This is a genomic window from Frigoribacterium sp. Leaf263, assembly GCF_001422285.1.
Lineage (GTDB): Bacteria > Actinomycetota > Actinomycetes > Actinomycetales > Microbacteriaceae > Frigoribacterium.
This window is the reverse complement of sequence record NZ_LMMO01000003.1, coordinates 552,230-577,761: the sequence shown is the minus strand read 5'-3', so window position 1 is coordinate 577,761 and position 25,532 is coordinate 552,230. Positions and strand designations below refer to the sequence as shown.

The window sequence follows — 25,532 nt, the reverse complement described above, 5'->3', positions numbered from 1 at the left end:
CTCACGAGTGGGCCGGGATCGATGCCCGGCTGATCCGCTTGCGGAAGATCCAGTACGTGAACCCCTGATAGCCGAGGATGAGCGGGACGAAGACGAGCGCGACCCAGCTCATGATCGTCAGGGTGTACTCCGAGCTGGAGGCGTTCGCGATCGTCAGGCTGTTCGCCGGGTCGTTGCTCGCCGGCATGACGCCGGGGAACAGGGCCGCGAACAGGCTCGCCACCGCGAGTGCGATCGTCACGGCCATGAGGGCGAACGCGCGCCCCTCGCGACCCCGCAGGTTCGAGACGAAGGACCCGATGAGCGCGACGGCCGCGCCCGCCGAGAGCACTGCCGACGCGGGCGTCCCGTGCATGAGCGTGGTGATGGCCAGGAACGACGCCGCGACGACGATCGTGACGGCACCGGCGCGGACGGCGAGTCGCCGGGCGCGATCGCGCATGTCGCCCTCGGTCTTCAGCGAGACGAACACGACGCCGTGGGTGAAGAAGAGCAGCAGGGTCGTGAGACCGCCTAGCAGCGCGTACGGGTTCAGCAGGTCGAGAAGGGTGCCCGTGTAGTTGAAGCCGGGGTCGAGCGGCACCCCGCGCACGACGTTCGCGAAGACGACGCCCCACACGAAGGCGGGTACGGCCGAGCCGACCGTGATCATCAGGTCGAAGCGGCGCTTCCAGGCGGCCTCGGGGCGCTGGTGCCGGTACTCGAACGAGACCCCTCGGGCGATGAGCGCCAGCAGGATGAGCAGCAGCAGCAGGTAGAACCCGCTGAACAGCGTGGCGTACCACTCGGGGAACGCGGCGAACATGAACGCCCCGGCGACGATGACCCAGGTCTCGTTGAGATCCCAGACCGGCCCGATCGTGTTGATCAGCACACGTCGGTCGGTGTCGTCCCGGCCGAGGAACGGCAGCGACATGCCGACGCCGAAGTCGAAGCCGTCGAGGACGAAGTAGCCGACGAAGAAGAACGCCAGGATGAGGAACCAGAGGGTGGCGAGGTCCATCAGTACACCGTCGCTTCGTGTCGGATCTCGCCGGACTCGGGGTCGGGCACGGGCGCCTCGCCCGGCCCCTTCTGGGCCGCCTTGACGATGAGCCGGAACTCGACGACCGCGAGGCTGCCGTAGATCGCGGTGAACGCCACCAGCGAGATGAGCACCGTCAGACCGGTCACGCCGGGCGAGACGCCGTCGGAGGTCTGCAGCAGCCCGAAGACCAGCCAGGGTTGGCGGCCCATCTCGGTGAAGACCCAGCCGACGATCATCGCCAGCAGCGGCAGCGGGTACGACCAGACGGCCGCACGCCACACCCAGCGGTTCTCGGGCAGGCGCCCCTTGCGGGTCACCCAGAGGCCGACGAGCGACATCATGATGGCGACCATGCCGAGGCCCATCATCCAGCGGAACGACCAGTACGTCACCCAGATGATCGGGGTGTAGTCGCCGGGCCCGTAGAGCTGCGTGTACTGCGCCTGCAGGTCGTTGATGCCCTCGACGGTGCCGTCGAAGGTGTGCGTCGACAGGAAGCTCAACAGGTACGGGACGCGGATGCTGAAGAGCTCGTGCACGCCGTCGGGCGTGCCCAGCGTGAAGATCGAGAACGACGCGTCGGCGCCCGTCGACGTCTTGTAGAGGGCCTCCGCCGCGGCCATCTTCATCGGCTGGGTCTCGACCATGGCGAGTCCCAGCTGGTCTCCGGTCAGGACGGTGAGCGCACCGGCCGCGACCATCGTCCAGAGTCCGAAGCGGAGGGCGGGTCGCATGGTCTCGAGATTCTGATTGCGGGACAGGTGCCACGCCGCCACCGCGACGATCACCGCGGCCGAGACCATGAAGCAGGCGAAGATCGTGTGCGGGAAGGCCGCGAGGGCGACCTTGTTGGTCAGCACCTCCCAGATGCTGGTGAGCTCGGCGCGGCCCTTCTCCTCGTTGATGGCGTAGCCGACCGGGTTCTGCATGAACGCGTTCGCCGCGATGATGAAGTAGGCGGAGAGGATGCTCCCGAGCGTGGCGCCCCAGATGCTCGCCAGGTGGAGGCCCTTGGGCACCTTGTCCCAGCCGAAGATCCAGATGCCGATGAAGGTGGCCTCCAGGAAGAACGCGAGCAGCCCCTCGAGCGCCAGCGGCGCGCCGAACACGTCGCCGACGAAGCGCGAGTAGTCGGACCAGTTCATGCCGAACTGGAACTCCTGCACGATGCCGGTCACGACGCCCATGGCGAAGTTGATCAGGAAGATCTTGCCGAAGAACCGGGTGAGCTGCAGATAGTGCAGCCTGCCGGTCCGGACCCATGCCGTCTGGAAGACCGCGACCGTGAAGGCCATGCCGATCGTCAGGGGCACGAAGAGGAAGTGGTAGATCGTCGTCAGACCGAACTGCCACCGCGAGAGGAGGAGCGGGTCGAGGAGGTCGTTCACAGGACTCAGTATGCGTCCGCAGTAAAACAACACCTGTCGATTAGGGGGGTCGGTCGCTGCCGGATGCCTGTGAATAGGATCGGGGGCGTGAACGACCTCCTCGGCAGCCTCCTCGACCTCGTCCAGTCGGTCGACCCCGTGCTCCGGACCCTGCTCGCGGGCCTGGCCATGGTGCTCGAGACGTCCGTGCTCCTCGGACTGGTCGTCCCGGGCGACACCGTCGCCATCGTGTCGTCGACCGCGGTCGCGACGCCGTCCGAGTTCGTCGCCCTGATCGCCGCCCTGATGATCGGGGCGCTCGTCGGCGAGAGCGTGGGCTTCGCTCTGGGTCGCCGCTTCGGACCGGCGATCCGCCGCAGCGCCGTCGGCCGACACCTGGGCGAACGCAACTGGGTGCGGGCGGAGACCTACCTCGCACGCCGCGGCGGCATCGCCGTGTTCGTCTCGCGCTTCCTGCCGGTGCTCCATTCGCTCATCCCGCTGACCGTCGGGATGAGCCCGATGCGCTACCGCACGTTCCTGGCCTGGACCGCCCCCGCGTGCCTGCTGTGGTCGACCGCGTACGTGTCCGTCGGGGCCGGGGCGGCGGGCGGCTACCGGGAGGTCGCCGACCGGCTGCACGGCGCCGGCTACCTGTTCGTCGCCGCGATCGTCGTCTTCGCGGTGGCCGTCGTGGTGATCAAGCGGATCGTCCACTCCCGGGAGGAGCGCCACATGACGCCTCCGCCGGAGGACGACGCCGAGGCGTGAGCTCGGTGGGCGTGAGCCCGGCGGGCGCGGATCCGGCGGACCTCGGCCCGGCGGGCGCCCGAGAGGTCAGCGGACGGCGAGCACCGGCTCGAGATAGGCGACGACCACGCGGCGGCACTCGTCGATGAAGCGGCTGTCGCCCTCGCCGCCCGACACGAAGGCGCGAGCGAGCAGCGAGTTGCCGATCTCGACGACGACCTCGACCGCCAGCTCGGTCTCGACGTCGCGGACGACGCCGAACCGGTCGACCAGCAGGCTCGTGATGCGATCGGCCAGAGGACTGCCGGAGGGCGCCTCGTGCGGGGCTCCGAGGTCGGGGGCGTCGCCGAAGCGGATGGCCCGGAACCCGGGCTCCTCGCGGTACATGTCGGCCTTCGCGTCGATCAGGGCCTCGATGGCACGCCGCCAGTCGACGATCTCAGGGTCGGCCACTCGATCGGCCACCCGCGACGTCAGCCGCTGGATGCAGCGGAGGGCGAGGGCGTCGACCACGGCGATCCGGTCGGGGAAGTACCGGTAGACGGTGCCGATCGACGCCCCGGCGCGCTCGGCGACCATCGCCGTCGTCAGACGCTCGTAGCCGATCTCGTCGATGATCGACGCCGCGGCGTCGAGCAGCCCCGTGAGGCGCGCAGAGCTCCGGGCCTGGACCGGCTCGTTCCTGAGCAGTGACGATCCCCCGGGCAGTGCTTCATTGACCTCGGTGACGAGCAACGGTTCTCCTTCTGGCGAGTCGCGACGTCGTCGCGGCATGGTGCTGGACGTCGGGGGATCGTGCCGGGCCGCGGCGGGCGCATCCGCCGCCTCGCCGACCGATGGCACCCGATGTCGGCGGGAGCCGGGATGATGGACGCATGTGCGGACGATTCGTGATGGCTCGCGCCTCGAGCGACCTGGTGGCCCTGTTCGACGTTGATGTATCAGGAGACACTCTCCCAGATCCTTCCTGGAATATCGCTCCGACCCGCCCGGTGCACCTCCTGGTCGATGCGGCGCCCCGGGGCGACGACGCCGGCGGCCCGCCCGTCCGTCGTCTCGCGGCCGCCCGCTGGGGCCTCGTGCCCGGCGGCTCGGCCGGACCCGAGGGCGCGCCCGTGATCAACGCCCGGTCCGAGACGGCGGCCGCGAAGCCGATGTTCCGCGAGGCCGTCGCCGCCCGTCGGGGGCTGGTCCCCGCCACGGGGTACTACGAGTGGACGACCGACTCGGCCGGGGTCAGGCACCCCCACCTCGTCCACCTCCCCGACGACGAGGTGATGCTCTTCGCCGCGCTCTACGAATGGTGGCGGGACCCTCGAGCGGCACCCGACGCGCCGTCCCGGTGGCTGCTGTCGACGACGATCCTGACCCGCGCCTCCTCGGGTCCGCTCGCCTCGCTGCACGACCGCATGCCGGTCTTCGTCGGGGCCGACGTGATGGACGACTGGCTCGACCCCGAGACCGAGGGCGACGCCGATCTCGTCGAGGGCGTCGCGGGGCTGTCGCCCGAGATCGCCGGGCGCACGACGTCCCACGAGGTCTCGCCCGCCGTCGGCTCGGTGGGCACCGACTCCCCCTCCCTCGTCGAGCCCCTCTGACGTGACAGGATGGGCGCATGCCCGACACCCGTAGACCGGCCCCGGCCGGAGTCGAGCCGCTGCTGCACCGCGCCGCCCGCATCGAGAACTCGGTCCACCGGTTCCGAGAGAAGCGCGCACGCAGGCGGGGTCTCCTCCCGACGATCGTGCCCTACACGGGCTACGGCTCCCCCGGGTGGGCTCGCGTCCTGTCCCGGGTGCTGCTCACCCCGGCCGGGACCCTCGAGGGGATCGACCGCGCCAACGTCCGCGGCTGGCGGAGCTTCACCAGCGTGCCGGTCGAGAAGGCCCGCGTCGACGTGGTGCTGGGCGGGCGCACCCACCACCTCACGACCGACCGCGGCGGGGTGCTCGACGTCCGGGTCGAGGTCGATCTCGAGCCCGGCTGGCACATCGCCACCGTGAGCTGCGAGGGCTCGCTGCCCGTCGACGCGCCGGTGTACGTGATCGACCCCGACGTGCGGTTCGGCATCGTCTCCGACATCGACGACACGGTGATGGTCACCTCCCTGCCCCGCCCCTTCCTGGCTGCCTGGAACACCTTCGTGCTCAACGAGCACGCGCGCCGCCCCGTGCCCGGCATGTCGGTGCTGTACGAGCGCCTGCAGCGCTCCGCCGGCGGATGCCCCGTGATCTACCTCTCGACGGGGGCCTGGAACGTGGCGCCGACGCTGTCGCGCTTCCTCTCGCGCAACCTGTACCCGAGCGGCCCTCTGCTGCTGACCGACTGGGGTCCGACCCACGACCGGTTCTTCCGGAGCGGCCGCGAGCACAAGCGCGCCTCTCTCGAGCGCCTGGCCGCCGAGTTCCCCCACATGCGGTGGCTGCTGGTCGGTGACGACGGGCAGCACGACGAGGAGCTCTACGGGAGCTTCCTGCACGAGCATCCCGACTCCGTCGCGGCCGTGGCGATCCGGCAGCTCTCGCCGAGCGAGGCCGTTCTCGCCGGTGGCCGATCGCGCTCCGAGCACGCGCAGGGCAGTGACGTCACCTGGGTCTCGGCCCCCGACGGCGCAGGTCTGTGGGATCAGCTCGCCGATGCGGGCATCGTCGAGTGACGCGGGCCTTCTCTTATCACCGGATTTCTCGCTTTTGAGGCCCGATCGTGCTGCAATAACCGGATAATCGGTTTTCGGAGGGGTGATGAACGGGAACGGATCCACCGCCAGGCGACGATCCACCGACGAGTGGGAGACCCTGATCGGCGAGCGCGTGCGAGCCCGCCGACTCGACGAGGGCGTCGACCAGGTCGACCTCGCCCGCGAGGCCGGCGTCTCGACGAGCACCCTGCAGAATCTGGAGAACGGGCGGGGCAGCACCCTGAAGACCCTCGTCCGCGTCCTCCGGGCCCTCGACGCCGCCGACGCGCTCGAGGGGCTGCTCCCGGCGAGCGCGGTGAGCCCGATCGACGTGCTGCGGAGCGCCGGTCGTGAGCCGAGGAGGCGGGTGTACCGACCGCGGACGACCGTCCGCGACGACGGGGCGCCGTCGACGGAGGACCCGTCCCGATGAGCTGGTCGGCGGTGCAGGCGGTGGAGGTCTCGGCGTGGGGGTCGCGGGTCGGCGCGGTCGCCCTCGACGAGGGGCTCGGGGCGTACGTCTTCGAGTACTACCCCGACTGGGCGGCCAGGGGGATCGAGCTGGCTCCTCTGACGATGCCGGTGCGCACGAGGCGTCATGTGTTCCCGCAGCTGCCCGAGGCCACCTTCCATCGGCTCCCGGCCCTGCTGGCCGATGCGATGCCCGACGACTTCGGCAACGCGGTGATCGACGCCTGGCTGGCGAGGCAGGGTGTCCGGCGGGGGGACGTCAGTCCGCTCGACCGGCTGGCCTACATGGCGGACCGGGCCATGGGAGCTCTCGAGTTCCGGCCGTCGCGGGGGCCGCGTCACCGCCGGAGCAGCGCGGTCGAGCTGAGCGCCCTCGTGGAGGGGGCCCGGAGCGTGCTCGACGCGCAGTTCGACTCGGACCGCGAGACGGAGGCGGCGATCCAGTCGCTGATCCAGGTCGGCACCTCGGCGGGAGGCGCTCGGGCGAAGGCGGTCATCGCGTGGGACCGCGAGTCGGGCGAGGTCCGCTCGGGGCAGCTGCCGGCCCCTGAGGGGTTCGAGCACTGGCTGATCAAGCTGGACGGCCTGGGTGCGGACGCGGAGCTCGGGTCGGGCGGGTCGTCGGGGCGCGTGGAGTACGCCTATTCGCTGATGGCGCGGGCGGCGGGGGTCGAGATGGCCGAGTGCCGGCTGCTCGAGGAGAACGGTCGCGCTCATTTCATGACGCGTCGCTTCGACCGCGGGCCGGCGGGCAAGATCCACTCCGTGACCCTGTGCGGGACGGCGCATCTCGACTTCCGTCAGAGGCAGACCCATGAGTACGGTCAGCTCTTCGACACGGTGGAGTCGTTGGGGATGGGCGCGGAGGCGAGGGCGCAGGTGCTCCGACGGATGGTGCTGAACATCCTGGCGGCGAACAACGACGATCACACGAAGAACTCGTCGTTCCTGCTGGCGTCGCCGACGGCGTCGTGGACTCTGGCGCCCGCCTACGACGTCACGTTCGCGCACAATCCGACGGGACGATGGACCTATCAGCATCTGATGGGGGTCGACGGGGTGTTCCGCGACGTCGGGCGGGACGACGTCATGCGACTGGCCGACCGGTACCTCGTCCCCGGCGCGTCGGAGATCGTGGCCGAGGTGAGCGAGGCGGTCGCGGGGTGGCGGGGCTTCGCCGAGGAGGCGGGGCTCGACGACGACGCAGCCCGTCGGATCGAGGATGCGCTGCCCCGCTGGTGAGACGGATGTCGGCGGCCGACCGTACACTCCGTTCGAACACACTTTCGAACGACGAGCGAGGCGGATCACATGAAGATCGACGAGAAGGTGCCGGTCGAGACGACCGCCGACGGGGCGCCGCTCCGGTTCGTGTGGCGAGGCGTCGTCTACGGCGTCGTCAGTCCGCCGGAGCGGTGGATCACCCGTCGCGAATGGTGGCGGTCGGCGGATCGTGCACCGCGCGGCGGCGCGGACGACCTGCTCGAGCTGCCGGTCTGGCGGGTCGACGCCCTGCCGCTCACCGACGGCGTCCATCGGATCGACGGCACATTCGATCTGGCACTCGATCCGGCCAGGGGGTCGTGGCTGCTGCTGGGCGTGTTCGACGACCGGGTCGAGCAGCAGCTGTTCGCCTGACCACCGGTACCGCACGACAGGGCGAGGGAATGAACCACGGGCCGCGGTCGTTCCCGATCTCGGCGGGACGAACGCCGTGGCGGACCACGGGCTCGGTCGTCGCCGCGACCAGGAGGACGACGTGCAGGTGATCCGGTGGCTCTTCGACGCTCAGCTGGTGCTGGGTGATCAGACCATCCTCTGGCGTGAGGTCGTGGGCAACGTCTTCGGTCTGCTCAGCGCCCTCGGCGGCATGCGCCGCAAGGTCTGGGCGTGGCCGGTCGGCATCGTCGGCAACGCGCTGCTGTTCACCGTGTTCCTCGGCGCGGTGTTCGACACGCCGAACCCAGTCAATCTGCTCGGGCAGGCCGGGCGTCAGGTCATGTTCATCGCCGTGTCCGTCTACGGCTGGTACCGCTGGCGACGGAGCGCGACCGGCGCCGGGGCGGCCGTCGAGCCGCGGTGGGCCGGTCGACGCAACCGGGTCCTGCTGGTGGTGGCCCTGCTCGGCGGCACCGCCGTCCTCACCCCGATCTTCAGCGCACTCGGTTCGTACGAGCCGGTGTGGGCCGACGCCTGGATCTTCATGGGGTCGCTGCTGGCCACGTACGGCATGGCGAAGGGCTGGGTCGAGTTCTGGCTCATCTGGGTCGCCGTGGACCTCGTGGGCACTCCCCTGCTCTTCAGCGCCGGCTACTACGCCTCGGCGTTCATGTACGTCTTCTACGGGGCGTTCACCCTCATGGGCTTCGTGGTCTGGGCGCGGACCAGGCGACGGAAGCCGCTCGTCGAGACCCGGTGGCCCGACCCCACCCTGCAGCACCGTCACTGACCCGGCTGCTTGGATGGCCGCATGCCCCTGCCCATCGAGAACTACGCCCTGATCGGTGATCTGCACACCGGATGCCTCGTCGGCACCGACGGCAGCATCGACTGGCTGTGCCTGCCGCGCTTCGACTCCGCCTCGACGTTCGGGGCGCTCCTCGGCGACCACGACGCCGGCCGGTGGCTGGTCGCCCCCTCCGACGCCGCGGCGACCGCCACCCGGAGCTACCTCGACGACACCTTCGTGCTCGTCACCCGCTGGCGGACGCCGACCGGCGTCGTCGAGGTGACGGACCTCATGCCCTTCGGCGACCGACGGGCCGACGTCGTCCGTCGGGTCACCGGCATCTCCGGGACGGTGCCCATGCGGGTCGATCTCGCCATCCGCTTCGGGTACGGCAGCGCCATGCCCTGGGTCAGACAGGTCGTCGAGGCGGACGGCACCGCCCTGGTCGCGACGGCCGGGCCCGACGCGGTCGTCGTCCGCGGTCCGCGGCTGACCGCCACCGACCACACCCACGAGGCCGGGTTCGACGTCTCCGCCGGCGACGTCGTCGATCTCACCCTCACGTGGTACCCCTCGCACCGCACGCCGCCCACGCCGATCGACGTGGACGCCCGGATCGCCGAGACCACCGCCTGGTGGCGTGACTGGGCCGCGCGCTGCACCGCTCCTCCCGCCTACGAGCGCGAGGTGCGACGATCGCTGCTCATCCTCCGCGCGCTGACGAACGAGGACACCGGCGGGATCGTCGCCGCGGCCACGACGAGTCTGCCCGAGCAGTTCGGCGGGTCGCGCAACTGGGACTACCGCTACGTGTGGCTCCGCGATGCCTCGATGACCCTCCAGGCGCTCATCCTGCACGGCTACGCGGAGGAGGCGGAACGATGGCGTGGCTGGCTGCTGCGGGCGATTGCCGGAGACCCCGCCGACGTCCAGATCATGTACGGCCTCGCGGGCGAGCGGTACCTCCACGAGAGCGAGATCGACGGCCTCCCCGGCTACGGAGGCGCCTCCCCCGTCCGGGTGGGCAACGGCGCCTACCGGCAGTACCAGGGCGACATCTTCGGAGAGGTGATGATCGCACTCCACGAGGCGCGCCTCCTCGGGGTCGACGAGAACGAGTACTCGTGGCCTCTGCAGCGGGCCCTCCTGCAGTACGTCGACGACAACCGGTCACGACCCGACAGCGGCATCTGGGAGATCCGCGGCGAGGTGCGGCACTTCACCCATTCGCGGGTGATGATCTGGGCCGCCCTCGACCGCGGCATCAAGGGCGTCGAGCAGTTCGGCCTGGACGGCCCCGTTGACCGATGGCGAGCGCTCCGCGACGAGGTGAGGGCCGACATCGAGGATCACGGCTGGAACGCCGAGCTCGGCACGTTCACCCAGCACTACGACACCACCGAGGTCGACGCGTCGCTGCTGCAGCTCGCGCAGGTGGGCTTCGTCGAAGCCGACGACCCCCGCATGCTGGGCACCGTCGCCGCGATCGAGCGCGACCTCCTGCACGACGGCCTGCTGCTGCGCTACCGGACGGAGAGCGGCGTCGACGGGCTGGAGGGCACCGAGAACCCGTTCCTCACCTGCTCGTTCTGGCTCGTCGAGCAGTACGCGGCCTCGGGTCGCCTGGACGACGCGGTCGTCCTCATGGACCGCCTGGTCGGCTACTGCAACGACGTGGGCATGCTCTCGGAGGAGATCGAGGTGGCGACCGGCCGCCACGTCGGGAACACCCCTCAGGCGCTGTCGCACCTGGCGCTCGTGCGGGCGGCGGACGCGATCGCGCTCGCCCGGTCGACCCGCGCCTCCTAGGGGACGCCCTCGACGACGACGGCCGCCCTGCTCACGGGGAGCGGGGCGGCCGACGGAGGACGACGCGGACGGATCAGGCGGGCCAGTCCGACGGACCGGTCGAGCCGGCCGCGTAGGTGTCGAGCGGGACCTGCCCGGCCTTCCAGGCGTCGATCACGGGAGCGACGATGGCCCAGCAGCGCTCGGCGACGTCACCGCGGATCGACAGCGTCGGGTCGTCGTGGAAGATGCCGCTGAGGACCTCGCCGTAGGGCGTGAGCTCGGGCTTGCCGAGCGTGACCGACATGGTCGACTTCTCGAGGTCGAAGGGGTTGCCGGAGCCGTTGGTCGTGACGCCGAGCTCCATCGTCTCGGGGCTGATCTCGATGCGCAGCGTGTCGGGCGTCGACGAACCGTTGAGGCCCTCGGGCAGCGCCGGGACGGGCTTGAACGTGATGAGGACCTCCTTGCGGATCTTGGTCATGCCCTTGCCCGAGCGGAGGATGAACGGGACCCCGGCCCAGCGGCGCGTCTTGACCTCGAACTCGACCTCGGCGAGGGTCTCGGTCTGACGCTCGACGTCGACGCCGTCCTCGTCGGCGTACGACGGGACGTCCTTGCCGTCGATGGTGCCGGCCGTGTACTGCGCCCGACGGCTCGACGCGACGGGGTCCGCGTCTCGGACCCAGGTGGCGCGGAGGACGCGGGCGATCTCGCTGCGGAGCTCGACCGAGTCGATCGACGACGGGGCGTCCATCGCGATGACCGCGAGCACCTGCAGCAGGTGGCTCTGGATCATGTCGATCAGGGCGCCGGCCTTGTCGTAGTACTGGGCGCGACCCTCGAGACCGAGGACCTCGTCGTAGAAGATCTCGACCTTCTCGATGTTCTCGCTGTTCCAGACCGGCTCGAAGAGGCGGTTCGCGAACCGCAGGCCGATCATGTTGAGCACCGTGGCCCGACCGAGGAAGTGATCGGTGCGGTGGATGCGCTCCTCCGGGACGATCTTGAGCAGCTCGGCGTTGAGCTCGCGGGCGCTCTCCTCGTCGGAGCCGAAGGGCTTCTCGAGGGCGAGGCGGAGACCGTCGGGCAGGTCGATCTCGGCGAGCGCCTGGATCACGCGGGTGCTGATCGCCGGCGGAAGGGCGAAGTACATCACGGGGGTGCCCTCGCTGGCATCGAACAGGGCCTTCAGGTGCTCGACCGTGGTGGGGTCGCCCTGGATGTAGCGGCTCGACGCGAGGGTCTTCTTGGCGAGGTCGCTGCCGGCGTCGCCGTTGAACGCCGTCTTGACGACGTCGTCCCATTCTTCGGGGCTCCGCTCGCTGCGGCCGGTGCCGATCAGCTGCACGTCGACTCCGCGGTCGCTCTTCAGCAGGCTGGCGAGGCCGGGGAGCAGCAGACGCTCGGTGAGGTCTCCGCTGGCTCCGAGGATGATGAGGGTGGTGGTGTCTGTCACTGTGCGGCTTTCATGGATGAGGGCGGCGAACGGGTCGTCGCTTGTCGATCTGGCGGCGGGTGGGGATGCTCGGGCCACGGGTGTCAACGCACAGGGCGGACGGGCATTCCCGTCGACCGCCCCGGCCGGTCGTGGCTCGGGTCGCGTCTCGGCGTCGGTGCCCGGTCAACCGTACTGCTCTTGGGCGACGGGCGTCGCACCCCGTCAGTCGGCGTCGCGTCGGACGGTGTCGCGGGGCGCGTCGTCGTCGCCCGCCGCCCTGGCCGCGGCGTCCCCGTCGGCGGTGTCATCGACGTCGGCGGCGTCGCCGTCGGCGGTGTCGTCGACGTCGGCGGTGTCGTCCACGTCGGGTGCCTCGTCTCCGTCGGCGTCCTCGGATCCTGTGCGCGCCTCCTCGGCGTCCTCGGATCCCGTGCGCGCCTCCTCGGCGTCGGTGTCGCCACCCGCCGTGCTCACGTCCGGCTCGGCGGGCCGAGGGGCGGTGCCGTCGTCGGGGTCGAGGGCGGCGACGATGCGGCCGAGCGAGACGGCGATCGAGACCCCGCCGCTGGTGTCGGTGGTGGGGCGGTCGCGGTGGGCGTCGATCGCCTCCCAGAGGTCGGCGATGCGACGACGGGCCTCGACGAACACGTCGGCGTCGGAGTCGTGACGCCTGATCACCTCGGCGACGCCGTGGAGGGTGTGCGCCACGGCCGGGGCGAGCGAGTCGGGCATGCCGATCTGGCGGCCGATGCGTCGGCCGAGGACCCCCGAGACCTCGGCGATGTCCTGCAGATGGAACGAGACCCGCTCGAACGCGGCCAGTTCGGCGTACTCGCGGCCGAGATCGCGTCGACGCAGCAGCCACCGGGGGTTCATCCTCCGCGACTCGTCGGCGTACTGCACCGACGATCGGACGCTGTGGAGGGTGGCGGGGAGCTCGCCGACGCGGTCCTCCCAGTCATCGTCCTCGAGGGGCCAGGGCGTCTCGAAGACCCCGGCGATCTCGTCGGCTCGATCGGCGAGCGCCTGCCGGACCCTACGGAGCCGCGTGTCCGCACGCGAGGTGTTCAGCGGCGGCACGATCACGAAGTTGACGACGACGCCCACGACGACGCCGACGCCGAGCTGGACGATGTAGCCGATGCCGTACGACTCGGTGTCGGATCCTCCGAGCAGCAGCACGAACAGGCCGGCGGTGAGCACCCAGTCGCGACCGGCGCCGAGCCAGCGGATGCCGGCGAGCACGACGCCGACGCCGACCAGCGCGGCGACGGCGAGGACGCCGGGCGGCCCCTCCTGCAGGGCGAAGACCGCCGTGGCGAGGGCGATGCCGACGACGACGCCCAGCAGCACCTGGATGCCCTGTCGCAGCGAGGCCCGCAGCGTCGGGTACATGGCGATGACCGCACCGAGGGGCGCGTAGTACGGGTAGTCGGCCGCCGTCCCGGGGATCTGCGGGGCGATCCAGTAGGCCAGGCCCGCGGCGAGCGCCGTCTTCACGGCGAGCAGGAGGCGCGGCTGGGCGAGCAGCACGCGCGTCCAGTGCCCGACGGTGCGGGCGTCCCGGCGGAGGGTCGATGGGCGGTCGGTCATCCTCCGATGATGTCAGTCGGGCGGCGACCCCGACTGGTCGCATCAGCACGTACACTGATCGAACATCTGTTCGAACCGACCCGGCCGGGGGGTCTGAGCACGAGGCACGAGTCATGCGTTTCACCCATCTGCGCGTCGCGTCGGCGTTCAGCGCCCACTACGGCACGGCCCATCCGAAGACCCTCGTCGACGCCGTCGCCGAACGCGGGGCCGACGCGGCCGCCATCACCGACCGAGACGGCCTCTACGGGGCGATCCGGCACATCGGGGCGTGCCGGGCGGCGGGCGTCGACCCCATCGTCGGCGTCGAGCTCGGGTGCCGCGACGACCGGCCGGGCGCCGCCCCGGAGGGCTCGACGGTCGAGCGGATCGTCGTGCTCGCTCACGGGGCGGTCGACGGCGGACCGGCGGGGGCGGGGTGGGCGGCCCTCTGCCGCCTGATCAGCGCCGCGCACGGGCGGGCGACGAAGAAGGCGAGCGGCAGCGCGAACAGCGTGGCGACGATCGGCCGGTCGAGGGTCAGGGCTTTCGTCCAAGGAGACTCCGGGCCGGCGGCGACGGTGCTGCTCGGCCCCGACTCCGACGTGGGCAGACTGGTGCAGGCGGGTCGGCACACGGAGGCGGCGGCGGCGTTGACGGACTGGGCGGCGATGCTGCCCGGAGGGGTCGTGGTCGAGGTCGTCTGCCATCTGACCGAGCCGGGCGAGAGCCGCAGCATCCGACACGCCGCCCGCATGCTCGAGCTGGCCGATCATGTCGGGGTGCCGGCCGTGCTGACCAACGCCGTGCGGTATCTCGACTCCGACGAGGCGGTCACCGCCGACGTCCTCGACTCGGCCGGTCATCTCGCCGCTCTCGGCAGCTTCCGTCCGCAGCCGAACGCTCAGGCGCACCTGAAGGGGGCCGGCGAGATGCGCGGCATCGCGCGGATGGTGACCGACGCCTCCTCCCTGCCCCGCAGCGCCGCCGACGAGATGCTGTCGGCGACCGAGAGGCTGGCCGACCGGTGCCGGCTCGATCCGGCCGCCGATCTCGGCTGGGGTCGCCCGAAGGTCCCCGAGCCGAGCGCCGTGGGCGTCGACGGCGACCCCGATCAGGTGCTGTTCCGTCGGGCCGAGGCCGGTGTCACCGAGCGGTTCGGCGATGCGGGGCGCGAACTGCGCGAGAAGGTCGAGGAGCGCATGCGCTACGAGCTCGGCATCATCACCGGGTTCGGGTTCGCCGGGTACTTCCTGACCGTGGCCGACGTGTCGAGGCTCATGCGCGAGATGAGGGTCCGGAACGCCGCTCGCGGCTCGGGGGCCGGCAGCCTCGTCACCTATCTGCTGCGGATCTCCAACGTCGATCCGATCGAGCACGACCTGCTGTTCGAGAGGTTCCTCGGCAACAAGAGGGAGACCCTGCCCGACATCGACATCGACGTGGAGTCGGCGAGGAGGCACGAGGTCTACCGGGCGATCTTCGACCGCTACGGCAGCAACCGCGTGACGCTGATGTCGATGCAGTCGACCTACCGAGGCAGGGGCGCGGTGCGCGACGCCGGTCTGGCCCTCGGTCTCGACGACGAGCAGATCGATCTCGTCGCCAAGAACGTCTGGCGCTCGAACGCCCGAGACCTGCGCACGGCCCTGGCCGAGAAGCCCGAGCTGCGCGAGATCGCCGAGCTGGCGCGCAGCGACCGGCAGATCGACCTGCTCGTCGATCTCAGCGAGCGGCTCGACCGACTGCCTCGGCACATCTCGATGCACCCGTGCGGGGTGATCCTCGGCGACTCCGACCTGCTCAGCATGACCCCCGTCCAGCCGAGCGGAATCGGTCTGCCGATGAGCCAGTTCGACAAGCACGACATGAACGACGCCGGGCTGCTGAAGCTCGACGTGCTGGGTGTCCGCATGCAGAGCTCGCTGGCGTACGCCCTCGACGAGATCGAGCGGGTCAACGGCTCGAGGGCCGCGGTGGCGGGGGCGCTGCCCGTCGACGCCCGGTACGTCGACCGCCAGGGGCGCATCGAGCTCGACGAGATCCCCCATGACGACGAGCCGACGTTCGCCTCCATCCGCACCACGCACACCCTCGGCATGTTCCAGATCGAGAGCCCGGGGCAACGCGAGCTGATCGGCAAGATGCAGCCCGACCGCTACTCCGATCTCATCGCCGACATCTCGCTGTTCCGCCCCGGCCCGATGAAGGGCAACATGATCGCCCCGTTCCTCGACACGAAGCACGGGTTCCAGCACCCCGACTACGTGCACCCGAGCTTCGCGTCGTTCCTCGACGACAGCTACGGCGTCGTGATCTACCACGAGCACGTCCTGCGGATCCTCGAGGCCACGATGCAGGTCAGCCTCGCCGAGGCCGACGAGATCCGACGGCACATGGGCAAGGGCGACGACGACGCCCTCGAGTCGACGTTCAGGGCACGCACCCGGGCCAACGTCGACCCCGAGACCGGGCGTCGTCGATACACCGATGCCGACATCGACCGCGTCTGGGCCGTGCTGAAGGGGTTCGGCTCGTTCGGGTTCTGCAAGGCGCACGGTGCGGCGTTCGCTCTGCCCACCTATCAGAGCGCCTGGTTGAAGACGCACTACCCGGCCGAGTTCCTCGCCGGCGTCCTCACCCACGACCCGGGGATGTACCCGAAGAGGCTGCTGCTGACCGAGGCGCGGCGGATGGGCATCCCGGTGCTGCCGCTCGACGTCAACGCCTCGACCGACGTCTACCAGGTCGAGCGGCTGCGCCCTCCGGCCACCCCGATCGCCCCGACCCGCACGGGCGACCTGGGCATCCGTCTGTCGCTCGCCGACGTGCACGGCATCAGCGACGCCGAGCTCGCCCGGGTCGTCGTCGGCCGCCCGTACGAGTCCATCACCGACTTCTGGCAGCGGGCGACGCCGTCGAGATCCCTGTTCGAGCGACTCGCGCAGGTCGGGGCCCTCGACTCGCTCGCCGGACCCGACCGGACCCGCGGCGACGTGCTGGCCCGGGTGCGGGCGCTGACCGGCCGGGCGACGCGGCCACGGGCGGTGGACGTCGAGAACCAGCTCGACTTCGCCATCGACGACTCCGACACCGTGCCCACCGGCACCCCCGACGTCGGCATCCGAGACCGCGTGAGCGCCGAGCTCGACATCCTCTCGATGGAGGTCAGCGAGCACGTCATCGAGAGCTACCGGCCCATGCTCGACGATCTCGGGGTGGTCCGGGCCGCCGACCTGCGCGACCACTGGAACGGCACCACGGTGCTCGTGGCGGGCATCCGCATCGCCACCCAGACCCCGCCGATGCGCAGCGGTCGGCGCGTCGTCTTCATCAGCCTCGACGACGGCAGCGGCGTCTCCGACTCGACGTTCTTCGACGAGGCCCAGCAGCGTGCGGGGTCGCTGCTCTTCGGCACCCGGCTCATGGTGATCAAGGGCCGCACGCGTCGCACCGGCGAGCGCGGCATCTCGCTCGAGGCCGACGACGCCTGGGATCTCAAGACGATGTGGCGGGAGTGGAGCGCCACCCGCGCCTCCTCGGGGGTCGGCGTCGGCGTCGGCTCGGACGACGCCGGAGCCTGACCCGCACCCACCCCGCGTCGGCAACTCCTCCTCCCTGCCGCGCACACGCCCCCGACGACCGCGCGTCGCCACCCGCCGCGACACCGGACAGGACTTGCCGACCGCGCGTGCGTAGGGTGGCGGCATGAGCGAGCAGCACGCGAACGGCACCTACGTCGAGCCCGGCCAGGAGTACACCCGCGACACCAACTACATCGAAGACCGGATCACCCGCGACGCCGGCGACGGCTGGCCGGTCGAATCCGGCCGGTACCGGCTCGTCGCCGCCCGCGCCTGCCCCTGGGCGAACCGCAGCGTCATCTCGCGCCGCCTGCTCGGTCTCGAGGACGCGATCTCCCTCGGGCTGCCCGGCCCCACGCACGACGCCCGCAGCTGGACCTTCGACCTCGACCCCGACGGCCGTGACCCCGTGCTCGGCATCGAGCGGCTCCAGGAGGCGTTCTTCAAGCGCACGCCCGACTACCCGCGGGGGATCACCGTGCCCGCGATCGTCGATGTGCCGAGCGGCAAGGTCGTCACGAACGACTTCCCGCAGATCACCCTCGACCTCGCCACCGAGTGGACGGAGTTCCATCGCGACGGCGCGCCCGACCTCTACCCCGAGCACCTCCGGGCCGAGATCGACGAGGTCGACGCCGTCGTCTTCCGAGACGTCAACAACGGCGTCTACCGCGCGGGGTTCGCCGGCTCGCAGAAGAGCTACGAGCGGGCCTACCGAACCCTCTTCGAGCGCCTCGACTGGCTGTCCGGACGACTGACCGATCAGCGGTTCCTCGTGGGCGACACGATCACCGAGGCCGACATCCGGCTCTTCACCACGCTGGCCCGCTTCGACGCCGTCTACCACGGCCACTTCAAGTGCAACCGGAACAAGCTCACCGAGATGCCGGTGCTCTGGGCCTACGCCCGCGACCTCTTCCAGACCCCCGGCTTCGGCGACACGATCGACTTCGACCAGATCAAGAAGCACTACTACGTCGTCCACAGCGACATCAATCCGACCGGCATCGTGCCCGCCGGACCCGACCCGTCGGGCTGGCTGACCGAGCACGGCCGAGAGCGACTCGGCGGACGGCCCTTCGGCGACGGCACTCCCCCGGCTCCTCCCCGCGCCGGCGAAGAGGTGCCCCCGCTCGTCGCCCCGTGATCGGGCCGGTCGCCCGCCTCGAGCGGATCCGCGACGACGCCCTGTCGCTGGCCGACCGCCTGCGACGCGACATGGAGGCGGTGTCCGAGGCCCGCGAGTCGGCCAACGTCGACGACGAGCACGATCCCGAGGGGTCGACCATCGCCTACGAACGGTCGCAGCTCGACGCCATCCGGCTCTCGGCGCTGGAACGGGCCGATGACGCCCGTGCCGCTCTCGAACGAATCGAGTCCGGCACCTTCGGCCGGTGCGAGCGCTGCTCCGCCCGCATCGGCGAGGCGCGGCTCGAGGCCCGGCCCACCGCGAGGCTCTGCATCGACTGCGCGCGGTGACCCGCCCCTCCCCCGCCGCGACGAGTGCCAGCAGACGGGGCCCGAGCCGAGGAGGCGCGGAGCCGGGAGCCGAGGAGGCGCGGGTCGGCAGGCCCGTGCCTCGCCGAGTCGACGCCGCATCGCCTCCGTAGGCTGGAAGAAGCGAGGTTCCGTCACCGCGCAGCCATCCAGTCGAAGGAGACCGAATGAAGATCGATGAGGCCGAGGTCATCGTCACCAGCCCCGACCGCAACTTCGTCACGCTGAAGCTGACGACCGACGAGGGGGTCACGGGGCTCGGCGACGCCACGCTGAACGGGCGCGAGCTCGCGGTCGTCGCCTATCTGACCGAGCACGTCGTGCCGCTGCTGATCGGACGCGATCCCGCCCGAATCGAGGACACCTGGCAGTTCCTCTACCGCAGCGCCTACTGGCGTCGCGGGCCGGTGACCATGGCCGCCATCGCCGCCGTCGACGTCGCCCTCTGGGACATCAAGGCGAAGATCGCCGGGATGCCGCTCTACCAGCTGCTCGGCGGGGCGTCGAGGACGGGCCTGCTGACCTACGGTCACGCCTCGGGCAAGGACCTCGAGGAGCTGTTCGACAGCGTCCGCGACCACCAGGAGCAGGGCTACAGGGCGATCCGGATCCAGACGGGGGTGCCCGGTCTGAAGTCGATCTACGGCATCGCCTCGAATGCGACCTTCGACGCCAACAGCGGTGTCCGCTACGACCACGAGCCCGCCCAGCGCGGGGCGCTGCCCAACGAGGAGGACTGGGACACCCGGTCGTACCTGCGGCACGTGCCGACGGTCTTCGAGGCCGTGCGGAACGAGTTCGGCCCCGAGATCCCGCTGCTGCACGACGGACACCACCGCATGACGCCCATCCAGGCGGCGTCGCTCGGGAAGTCCCTGGAGCCCTACGACCTCTTCTGGCTGGAGGACGTCACCCCGGCCGAGAACCCCGAGGCGCTGCGCCTCGTCCGCCAGCACACGACGACTCCCCTGGCGATCGGCGAGATCTTCAACACGGTCTGGGACTACCAGCAGATCATCCGCGAGCAGCTCGTCGACTACGTCCGCAGCGCGGTCACGCACACCGGGGGCGTCACCCACCTCCGCAAGGTGCTCGACTACGCGGCGCAGTACCAGATCAAGTCGGGCATGCACGGTCCGACCGACATCTCCCCGGTGGGGATGGCGGCCGCGATGCACCTCGGCCTCGCGATCCACAACTTCGGCATCCAGGAGTACATGAAGCACGGCGCCCGGACGGACGAGGTCTTCGAGCAGAGCTTCACCTTCACGGACGGGATGCTGCACCCGGGCGACCAGCCGGGCATCGGCGTCGAGCTGAACGAGCGGGCGGCGGCCGCGTACCCGTACGAGAAGGCCTACCTGCCCTACAACCGGCTGGCCGACGGCACGGTGCACGACTGGTGAGCTGAGCCGGGCGGCCCGGGCCCGGCACGTCGGTCGTCCACCCAGGACACGACCTTCCGCCCCGGGCCGCTCCGACGTACCCTGTGAGCACCCGGCGATGACGCCGCACCACGGCCGACCCGCCCGATCGACGACGATTGGTGCTCGATGACGCTCGTGACGAGCCCCGGCCCCGCAGGAGGCGTGCCCCTGCGACGGGTCGTCCGCGAGTCGTGGGGCCGGGCGGCCGGGCACCGCCTCGACCCCGACGAGCTCCCCCGCCTCGAGCTTCCGGAGGACGACCTCGAGGCGTGGCGGCGCGGTCATCCGCTCGCCCTCGTCCTCCCCGTCCTCCGACGTCTGCTCGTCGACGACGCCGAGGGCTCGGGTCTGCTCGTCGCGGTCGGCGACGAGCACGGCCGACTGCTCTGGGTCGAGGGCGACTCGTCGGCGCGACGGCAGGCCGAGAGCATGCTGTTCGTCGCCGGAGCCGGATGGTCGGAGGCGCGGGTCGGCACGTCCGCTCCCGGCACGGCGCTCGAACTCGACCGAGGCGTGCAGATCCGCGGCGAGGAGCACTGGAATCATCGCGTCCAGGCCTGGTGCTGCACGGCCGTGCCCGTCCACGATCCCGTCGACGGGCGCCTCCTCGGGGTCGTCGACATCACGGGCGACGCCCGGGCCGCGGGGTCGCAGACCCTGCCCCTGGTCCGGGCGACGGTCGCGGCGATGGAGGCGCACCTCGCGCTCTCGAGGGCGGCGGCGGTCGCCGGCGGGTCGACCCGCGCCTCCTCGGCTCCCCGTCGCACCGCACGCGAGCTCGCACTCGCGCCCGAGAGCACGCCCGCGCCGGCGCGCCTGGCCGCGCTCGGCCGTGACGAGGCCGTGCTCTCCGTCGGCGGACGGCGCACGGTGCTGAGCGCCCGGCACTCCGAGATCCTGCTGCTGCTGGCGCACCGACCCGAGGGGTACCGGGCCGCCGACCTCGCGGACGCCGTCTACGGCGACGTCGACGCCGTCACGACGCTGCGCCCCGAGATGGTGCGGCTGCGGCATGTCGTCGAGTCCGTCGATCCGACGCTCGTCCCCCTGTCGCGCCCCTACCGGCTGCCCCGGCCCGTGGCCCTCGACCTCCACGACCTCGCCGCGCTCCTGGGCCGGGGTTCGCATCGCGCGGCCGTGCGGGCCGACCGGGGACCGGTGCTGCCGTCGTCGACCGCGCCGGGAGTCGTCGAGCTCCGGGCGGAGGCGCGGGCCGGGCTCCGCGACGCCGTGCTGGCGGCGGGCTCGACCGACGCGCTCACCGCCTTCGCCGAGGCCCCCACCGGTCATGACGACGAGACCGTGCTGCTCGAGCTGCTGCGGCGGCTGGCCCCGCACTCGCCCCGCCGCGCCGGGGTCGTCGCGCGCCTCGAGGCGCTCTCCGGCCGCCGCGACGCGATCGCAACCTGATGCAACCCCGCCCCGCATAGTCTGCCGCCGAGCGGTGGGCGGACCCCGCCGCCCCCGGTCGCATCGCGACCGGTCCGACGACGACGTCGAAAGGGACAGCCATGACCGTCACCACCCCTCCCACCACCTACGCGGCGCCGGGCACGCCCGACGCGAAGGTCCGGTTCCGGGCGCGCTACGACCACTTCATCGGCGGCGAGTACGTCGCACCGGCGAGCGGACGGTACTTCGAGAACCCGAGCCCGGTGAACGGCAAGGTCTTCACCGAGGTCGCCCGGGGCGACGCCGCCGACATCGACAAGGCCGTCGAGGCCGCGTGGCGGGCCTTCGACACCTGGCGGAGGACCACGATCGCCGAACGGTCGATCATCCTCAACCGGATCGCCGACGTCATGGAGGCCAACCTCGAGATGCTCGCCGTCGCCGAGACGTGGGACAACGGCAAGCCCATCCGCGAGTCCCTCGCCGCCGACGTCCCGCTCGCGATCGACCACTTCCGCTACTTCGCGGGCGCCATCCGCGCCCAGGAGGGCTCGACCGGCGAGATCGACGGCGACACCGTGGCGTATCACTTCCACGAACCGCTCGGCGTGGTCGGGCAGATCATCCCCTGGAACTTCCCGCTGCTCATGGCGGTGTGGAAGCTGGCCCCCGCCCTCGCCGCCGGCAACTGCGTCGTGCTGAAGCCCGCCGAGCAGACCCCGGCCTCCATCCACGTGTTCATGGACCTCGTCAAGGACCTCCTCCCGGCGGGCGTCCTCAACATCGTCAACGGGTTCGGCGTCGAGGCCGGCGCCCCGCTGGCCAGTCACCCGAACATCCGCAAGATCGCGTTCACCGGCGAGACGACGACGGGGCGGCTCATCATGCAGATGGCGAGCGAGAACCTCATCCCCGTCACCCTCGAGCTCGGCGGCAAGAGCCCGAACGTCTTCTTCGCGGACGTCGCCGACGAACGCGACGACTTCTACGACAAGGCCCTCGAGGGCTTCTCGTTCTTCAACCTGAACTCGGGAGAGGTCTGCACCTGCCCCTCACGGGCGCTGGTGCAGAAGTCGATCTACGACCAGTTCACGGCCGACGGCCTCGACCGGGTCAGGAAGGTGAAGCAGGGGAACCCCCTGTCGATCGACACGATGATCGGGGCCCAGGCCTCGAACGACCAGCTCGAGAAGATCCTCAGCTACATGGACATCGGCCGGCAGGAGGGCGCGAAGCTGCTCATCGGCGGAGACCGGGCCGATCTGGGCGGCGACCTCACCGACGGCTACTACGTGAACCCCACCGTCTTCGAGGGCCGCAACTCGATGCGCATCTTCCAGGAGGAGATCTTCGGGCCCGTCCTGTCGCTGACGAGCTTCAGCGACTACGACGACGCCATCAAGATCGCCAACGACACCCTCTACGGCCTCGGTGCCGGGGTGTGGAGCCGCAACGGCGCCCAGCTCTACCGCGCCGGGCGCGACATCCAGGCCGGTCGCGTGTGGTCGAACACGTACCACCAGTACCCGGCCGGAGCGGCGTTCGGCGGGTACAAGCAGTCGGGCATCGGGCGCGAGAACCACAAGATGATGCTCGATCACTACCAGCAGACGAAGAACCTGCTGGTCAGCTACGCGGACGGCCCGATGGGGTTCTTCTGATGCCGACCGCCAGCCCGTCCCGGGTCGACGTCACCGCCGAGGCCGCCGCGTTCCTGGTGGATCTCACGGCCCGGCACGGTCCGCTGATGTTCCATCAGTCGGGCGGGTGCTGCGACGGCTCCTCGCCGATGTGCTACCCCGTCGGGTTCTTCCGCCTCGGCACCGTCGACGTCCACCTCGGCGATCTCCGCATCGCGGGTCTCGATCCGATCGAGGTGCACATGTCGCGCAGCCAGTTCGAGTACTGGAAGTACACGCACCTGACCATCGACGTGGTGCCGGGTCGCGGCGCCGGCTTCTCGATCGAGTCCCCGGACGGACGGCGCTTCCTGATCAGGTCGCGCCTGCTCGACGACGCCGAGCTGACGGCCTTCGACCTGGCCGGAGCACCGGAGGAGCGAGGTCAGCCCTCGACGAGCGCGCTGAGCTGATCGTCCGCCGCCTGCGCCATGCGGGCGGCGGCGGTCGGGTTCGCCAGGATGCCGTCATCGGTCAGCCCGGACTTCCAGTCGCCCTCGCCGCCCTCCACCGGGGTCGTCAGGTCGAGCACGTCGATCCCCCGGTCCGCCGCCCCCTCGCTGAGCCGCGTGTTGACGTCGACGGTGTCCGTGCCCCGGTCTCCCGAGGGCGGCAGCAGGGCGGCGACCGGCGTCGCGCCCCGATCGAGCACGCCCTGCCAGAGGGCGGCGACGTCGGTGGCCGTCTCGCCGGCCGTGCGCCCGGCCGCGAGATCGAACGTGCCGGCCTGCACGACGACGAGGCCGCCGTCGGCCGTCGCCGCGTCGAGGTGCTCGACGAGGTCGGCGGCCGTGGCCCCCTCGTACGCCTCGAACGCGCCCTGACTCGCGCCGTCGACAGCCCCGGCCTCGACCGTCTGACGCCACCAGCTGCCGGCGGCGAGCGCATGCGAGTCGCCGAGGATCGACACGGTGACCGCCGGCGGCGTCGACGACGCCGAGGCGTAGGGAGAGCCGCCGGCGTCGGAGGGACGCGTGGCGGTGAGGGCGAGACCGGTCAAGGCCACGGCCGCGACGGCGAGGACCGCGAGCCCGATGTACGGGAGCGGGCCGCCCCGTCGTGATCGCTTCGGTCGCGGGCGGTGTCCTGAGGCCATTCGTCGAGCCTAGGTCATCTTCGACCTGCGCATCGCCCCGCCCGACGTGCGGGCCGGACGCCGCCTCAGTCGACCGGGCCCGCCCGGTCGGGCTCGGGTGCGGGCGCGTGCGCGTGCGCGTGCGCGGGTTCGGGTTCGGGTTCGGGTTCGGACTGGAGCTCGTGCTCGGGCGTTGCCCTGCGCTGCGGGAGGGCGTACACGCCGTGGCCCACCCGAGCGACCCGCCCCTGGCGGGCGAGGACGCTCAGCGTCGACAGCACGCTGCTGCGCCGGTAGTCCGGCAGCGCCTCGACGATGGCCGCGGTGCGCAGCTCGCCGCCCCGCAGGATCTCCGGGATCCGGTCGGCGAGGGAGTCGCCGACGTCAGCGCCTGCATCACCCGACGGGCCCTCCTCGTCGACTCGCGCCTCCTGCAGGTACTCCGCCCTCGCGTGGTCGAGGCCCTCGGCCGCGACGCGGGTGATCGCCCCGTCGGCACCCGACGCCTGCGCGTACGGGGCGAGGGTCAACGAGCGACCGACCCGTGCGTAGACGGCCGACGCGCTCGTTCCCTGGTGCTCCGCGATCTCGGGGTAGGAGGCGCCCCCCAGCAGCAGCACCGCCTCGCCCTCGAGCCCCAGCCACTGGCCGAGGCTCGCGATCTCCCACCCGGCGGCCGTCACCGCCGATCCCCAGACCTCGATGTCGTCGGCGTGCTCCGAGGTGAGCCGCTTGAGGTCGTCGAGCAGATCGAGGAGCCGCTCCCGGGCGTCGTCGACGATCTCGGCGGTGAACTGCGGGGGCCGGCGAAGTTTGATCGATCGTGACATTTGTGAAAGACTATCGAAGTTGCCATCACGGCACCACGACGTCGCCCGGCAGTCCGGGCGTCACACCCCCACACTTTGGAGTTCCCATGGCTTTCGCAATCGTGCGCGCCGGTGGCCGTCAGGAGAAGGTCGAGGTCGGAACGATTCTGACCGTCGATCGCCTCAAGGCCGCGACCGCCGACACCGTCTCGTTCGTCCCCGTCCTGCACGTCGACGGCGACACGATCCTCTCCGGCGACGACCTGGCCAAGGTCACGGTCGAGGGCGAGGTCCTGAACGACCTCCGCGGCCCGAAGATCGTCATCCAGAACTACAAGAACAAGACCGGGTACAAGCGCCGCATGGGCTTCCGTGCCGACCTCACCCGCGTCAAGATCCGCGGCCCGAAGATCGTCATCCAGAACTACAAGAACAAGACCGGGTACAAGCGCCGCATGGGCTTCCGTGCCGACCTCACCCGCGTCAAGATCACCTCAATCACGACCAAGTAGCACCGCGACCACCAG

Annotated in this window: 23 protein-coding genes; 16 read left to right on the top strand and 7 right to left on the bottom strand. The window is 70.9% G+C overall.

Annotated features, from left to right (window positions below):
- Position 1 precedes the first annotated feature (1 nt).
- Positions 2–1,003 (bottom strand): cytochrome d ubiquinol oxidase subunit II, encoded by a 1,002-nt coding sequence (cydB, locus tag ASF17_RS06710; protein ID WP_055796934.1) that lies wholly within the window; start codon positions 1,001–1,003, stop codon positions 2–4.
- Entirely contained in the window at positions 1,003–2,415 is a 1,413-nt protein-coding gene (locus ASF17_RS06705) for a cytochrome ubiquinol oxidase subunit I (RefSeq protein ID WP_055796932.1), read from the bottom strand. The genes cydB and ASF17_RS06705 overlap by 1 nt, the downstream gene beginning before the upstream one ends.
- An 87-nt stretch (positions 2,416–2,502) precedes the next feature.
- Between ASF17_RS06705 and ASF17_RS06700 the strand changes: the two genes are divergently transcribed.
- Positions 2,503–3,165, top strand: coding sequence for a DedA family protein (locus ASF17_RS06700; protein ID WP_055796930.1), 663 nt, complete (start codon positions 2,503–2,505; stop codon positions 3,163–3,165).
- A 66-nt stretch (positions 3,166–3,231) separates the two neighbouring features.
- On the opposite strand, the gene ASF17_RS06695 is transcribed toward ASF17_RS06700, so the two are convergent.
- A complete protein-coding gene (locus ASF17_RS06695) occupies positions 3,232–3,879 on the bottom strand; it encodes a TetR/AcrR family transcriptional regulator (RefSeq protein ID WP_055796927.1) in 648 nt (215 codons plus the stop codon).
- A 101-nt stretch (positions 3,880–3,980) separates the two neighbouring features.
- Here ASF17_RS06695 and ASF17_RS06690 point away from each other — a divergent pair, with 101 nt between their 5' ends.
- The 7 genes from ASF17_RS06690 to ASF17_RS06660 all read left to right on the top strand — a co-directional run bounded on the left by ASF17_RS06690 (position 3,981) and on the right by ASF17_RS06660 (position 10,550).
- A complete protein-coding gene (locus ASF17_RS06690; RefSeq protein WP_326934173.1) occupies positions 3,981–4,742 on the top strand; it encodes an SOS response-associated peptidase in 762 nt (253 codons plus the stop codon).
- Between the two features lie 17 nt (positions 4,743–4,759).
- Complete coding sequence (locus tag ASF17_RS06685; protein WP_055796920.1) at positions 4,760–5,800, top strand: App1 family protein; 1,041 nt, start codon at positions 4,760–4,762, stop codon at positions 5,798–5,800.
- A gap of 85 nt (positions 5,801–5,885) precedes the next feature.
- Positions 5,886–6,254 carry a helix-turn-helix transcriptional regulator gene (locus tag ASF17_RS06680; RefSeq protein ID WP_156357328.1) on the top strand — a complete coding sequence of 123 codons (369 nt, stop codon included), beginning with the start codon at positions 5,886–5,888 and terminating at the stop codon, positions 6,252–6,254.
- A complete protein-coding gene (locus ASF17_RS06675) occupies positions 6,251–7,534 on the top strand; it encodes a type II toxin-antitoxin system HipA family toxin (RefSeq protein WP_055796913.1) in 1,284 nt (427 codons plus the stop codon). The genes ASF17_RS06680 and ASF17_RS06675 overlap by 4 nt, the downstream gene beginning before the upstream one ends.
- A gap of 69 nt (positions 7,535–7,603) precedes the next feature.
- Complete coding sequence (locus ASF17_RS06670) at positions 7,604–7,930, top strand: DUF6504 family protein (protein WP_055796910.1); 327 nt, start codon at positions 7,604–7,606, stop codon at positions 7,928–7,930.
- A gap of 121 nt (positions 7,931–8,051) precedes the next feature.
- Positions 8,052–8,741 carry a nicotinamide riboside transporter PnuC gene (gene pnuC / locus ASF17_RS06665; RefSeq protein ID WP_055798370.1) on the top strand — a complete coding sequence of 230 codons (690 nt, stop codon included), beginning with the start codon at positions 8,052–8,054 and terminating at the stop codon, positions 8,739–8,741.
- Between the two features lie 21 nt (positions 8,742–8,762).
- Positions 8,763–10,550 (top strand): glycoside hydrolase family 15 protein, encoded by a 1,788-nt coding sequence (locus ASF17_RS06660; RefSeq protein ID WP_055796907.1) that lies wholly within the window; start codon positions 8,763–8,765, stop codon positions 10,548–10,550.
- Positions 10,551–10,623: 73 nt separating this feature from the next.
- Here ASF17_RS06660 and ASF17_RS06655 read toward each other — a convergent pair whose 3' ends face one another.
- On the bottom strand, positions 10,624–11,988 hold the full coding sequence (locus tag ASF17_RS06655; RefSeq protein ID WP_055796904.1) for a glucose-6-phosphate dehydrogenase: 1,365 nt from the start codon (positions 11,986–11,988) through the stop codon (positions 10,624–10,626).
- 204 nt (positions 11,989–12,192) lie between these two features.
- On the bottom strand, positions 12,193–13,563 hold the full coding sequence (locus ASF17_RS06650) for an FUSC family protein (protein WP_055796901.1): 1,371 nt from the start codon (positions 13,561–13,563) through the stop codon (positions 12,193–12,195).
- Positions 13,564–13,676: 113 nt separating this feature from the next.
- Between ASF17_RS06650 and ASF17_RS06645 the strand changes: the two genes are divergently transcribed.
- From ASF17_RS06645 to ASF17_RS06615, 7 genes are all read left to right on the top strand, one after another.
- Positions 13,677–17,126, top strand: a complete 3,450-nt coding sequence (locus ASF17_RS06645) for a DNA polymerase III subunit alpha (RefSeq protein WP_055796897.1) — start codon at positions 13,677–13,679, stop codon at positions 17,124–17,126.
- A gap of 124 nt (positions 17,127–17,250) precedes the next feature.
- Complete coding sequence (locus ASF17_RS06640) at positions 17,251–18,273, top strand: glutathione S-transferase family protein (RefSeq protein WP_055796893.1); 1,023 nt, start codon at positions 17,251–17,253, stop codon at positions 18,271–18,273.
- Positions 18,270–18,605, top strand: a complete 336-nt coding sequence (locus tag ASF17_RS06635; protein ID WP_055796890.1) for a TraR/DksA family transcriptional regulator — start codon at positions 18,270–18,272, stop codon at positions 18,603–18,605. Before ASF17_RS06640 ends, ASF17_RS06635 begins: the two co-directional genes overlap by 4 nt.
- A gap of 185 nt (positions 18,606–18,790) precedes the next feature.
- Entirely contained in the window at positions 18,791–20,029 is a 1,239-nt protein-coding gene (manD, locus tag ASF17_RS06630) for a D-mannonate dehydratase ManD (protein WP_055796887.1), read from the top strand.
- A 147-nt stretch (positions 20,030–20,176) separates the two neighbouring features.
- Positions 20,177–21,460, top strand: coding sequence for a GAF domain-containing protein (locus ASF17_RS06625; protein WP_055796884.1), 1,284 nt, complete (start codon positions 20,177–20,179; stop codon positions 21,458–21,460).
- Positions 21,461–21,561: 101 nt separating this feature from the next.
- On the top strand, positions 21,562–23,103 hold the full coding sequence (exaC, locus tag ASF17_RS06620) for an acetaldehyde dehydrogenase ExaC (RefSeq protein ID WP_055796881.1): 1,542 nt from the start codon (positions 21,562–21,564) through the stop codon (positions 23,101–23,103).
- Complete coding sequence (locus ASF17_RS06615) at positions 23,103–23,534, top strand: DUF779 domain-containing protein (RefSeq protein ID WP_055796878.1); 432 nt, start codon at positions 23,103–23,105, stop codon at positions 23,532–23,534. The genes exaC and ASF17_RS06615 overlap by 1 nt, the downstream gene beginning before the upstream one ends.
- Here the strand turns inward: ASF17_RS06615 and ASF17_RS06610 are convergent.
- Entirely contained in the window at positions 23,507–24,217 is a 711-nt protein-coding gene (locus ASF17_RS06610; RefSeq protein WP_055796874.1) for an SGNH/GDSL hydrolase family protein, read from the bottom strand. The two genes, ASF17_RS06615 and ASF17_RS06610, sit on opposite strands and share 28 nt — an antisense overlap.
- A gap of 65 nt (positions 24,218–24,282) precedes the next feature.
- Complete coding sequence (locus ASF17_RS06605; protein ID WP_055796871.1) at positions 24,283–25,026, bottom strand: hypothetical protein; 744 nt, start codon at positions 25,024–25,026, stop codon at positions 24,283–24,285.
- 86 nt (positions 25,027–25,112) lie between these two features.
- On the opposite strand from ASF17_RS06605, the gene rplU reads away from it, so the two are divergent.
- Positions 25,113–25,517, top strand: coding sequence for a 50S ribosomal protein L21 (gene rplU / locus ASF17_RS06600; protein ID WP_082475120.1), 405 nt, complete (start codon positions 25,113–25,115; stop codon positions 25,515–25,517).
- The last annotated feature ends 15 nt before the right edge of the window (positions 25,518–25,532 follow it).

Excerpts from the sequence above, each read along its gene's own strand:
- cydB (WP_055796934.1), bottom strand. The coding sequence starts at position 1,003 with ATGGACCTCGCCACCCTCTGGTTCCTCATCCTGGCGTTCTTCTTCGTC.
- ASF17_RS06690 (WP_326934173.1), top strand. The coding sequence starts at position 3,981 with ATGGCACCCGATGTCGGCGGGAGCCGGGATGATGGACGCATGTGCGGA.
- ASF17_RS06685 (WP_055796920.1), top strand. The coding sequence starts at position 4,760 with ATGCCCGACACCCGTAGACCGGCCCCGGCCGGAGTCGAGCCGCTGCTG.
- ASF17_RS06680 (WP_156357328.1), top strand. The coding sequence starts at position 5,886 with ATGAACGGGAACGGATCCACCGCCAGGCGACGATCCACCGACGAGTGG.
- ASF17_RS06675 (WP_055796913.1), top strand. The coding sequence starts at position 6,251 with ATGAGCTGGTCGGCGGTGCAGGCGGTGGAGGTCTCGGCGTGGGGGTCG.
- ASF17_RS06670 (WP_055796910.1), top strand. The coding sequence starts at position 7,604 with ATGAAGATCGACGAGAAGGTGCCGGTCGAGACGACCGCCGACGGGGCG.
- ASF17_RS06660 (WP_055796907.1), top strand. The coding sequence starts at position 8,763 with ATGCCCCTGCCCATCGAGAACTACGCCCTGATCGGTGATCTGCACACC.
- ASF17_RS06650 (WP_055796901.1), bottom strand. The coding sequence starts at position 13,563 with ATGACCGACCGCCCATCGACCCTCCGCCGGGACGCCCGCACCGTCGGG.
- ASF17_RS06645 (WP_055796897.1), top strand. The coding sequence starts at position 13,677 with ATGCGTTTCACCCATCTGCGCGTCGCGTCGGCGTTCAGCGCCCACTAC.
- ASF17_RS06640 (WP_055796893.1), top strand. The coding sequence starts at position 17,251 with ATGAGCGAGCAGCACGCGAACGGCACCTACGTCGAGCCCGGCCAGGAG.
- manD (WP_055796887.1), top strand. The coding sequence starts at position 18,791 with ATGAAGATCGATGAGGCCGAGGTCATCGTCACCAGCCCCGACCGCAAC.
- ASF17_RS06625 (WP_055796884.1), top strand. The coding sequence starts at position 20,177 with ATGACGCTCGTGACGAGCCCCGGCCCCGCAGGAGGCGTGCCCCTGCGA.
- exaC (WP_055796881.1), top strand. The coding sequence starts at position 21,562 with ATGACCGTCACCACCCCTCCCACCACCTACGCGGCGCCGGGCACGCCC.
- ASF17_RS06615 (WP_055796878.1), top strand. The coding sequence starts at position 23,103 with ATGCCGACCGCCAGCCCGTCCCGGGTCGACGTCACCGCCGAGGCCGCC.
- ASF17_RS06610 (WP_055796874.1), bottom strand. The coding sequence starts at position 24,217 with ATGGCCTCAGGACACCGCCCGCGACCGAAGCGATCACGACGGGGCGGC.
- ASF17_RS06605 (WP_055796871.1), bottom strand. The coding sequence starts at position 25,026 with ATGTCACGATCGATCAAACTTCGCCGGCCCCCGCAGTTCACCGCCGAG.
- rplU (WP_082475120.1), top strand. The coding sequence starts at position 25,113 with ATGGCTTTCGCAATCGTGCGCGCCGGTGGCCGTCAGGAGAAGGTCGAG.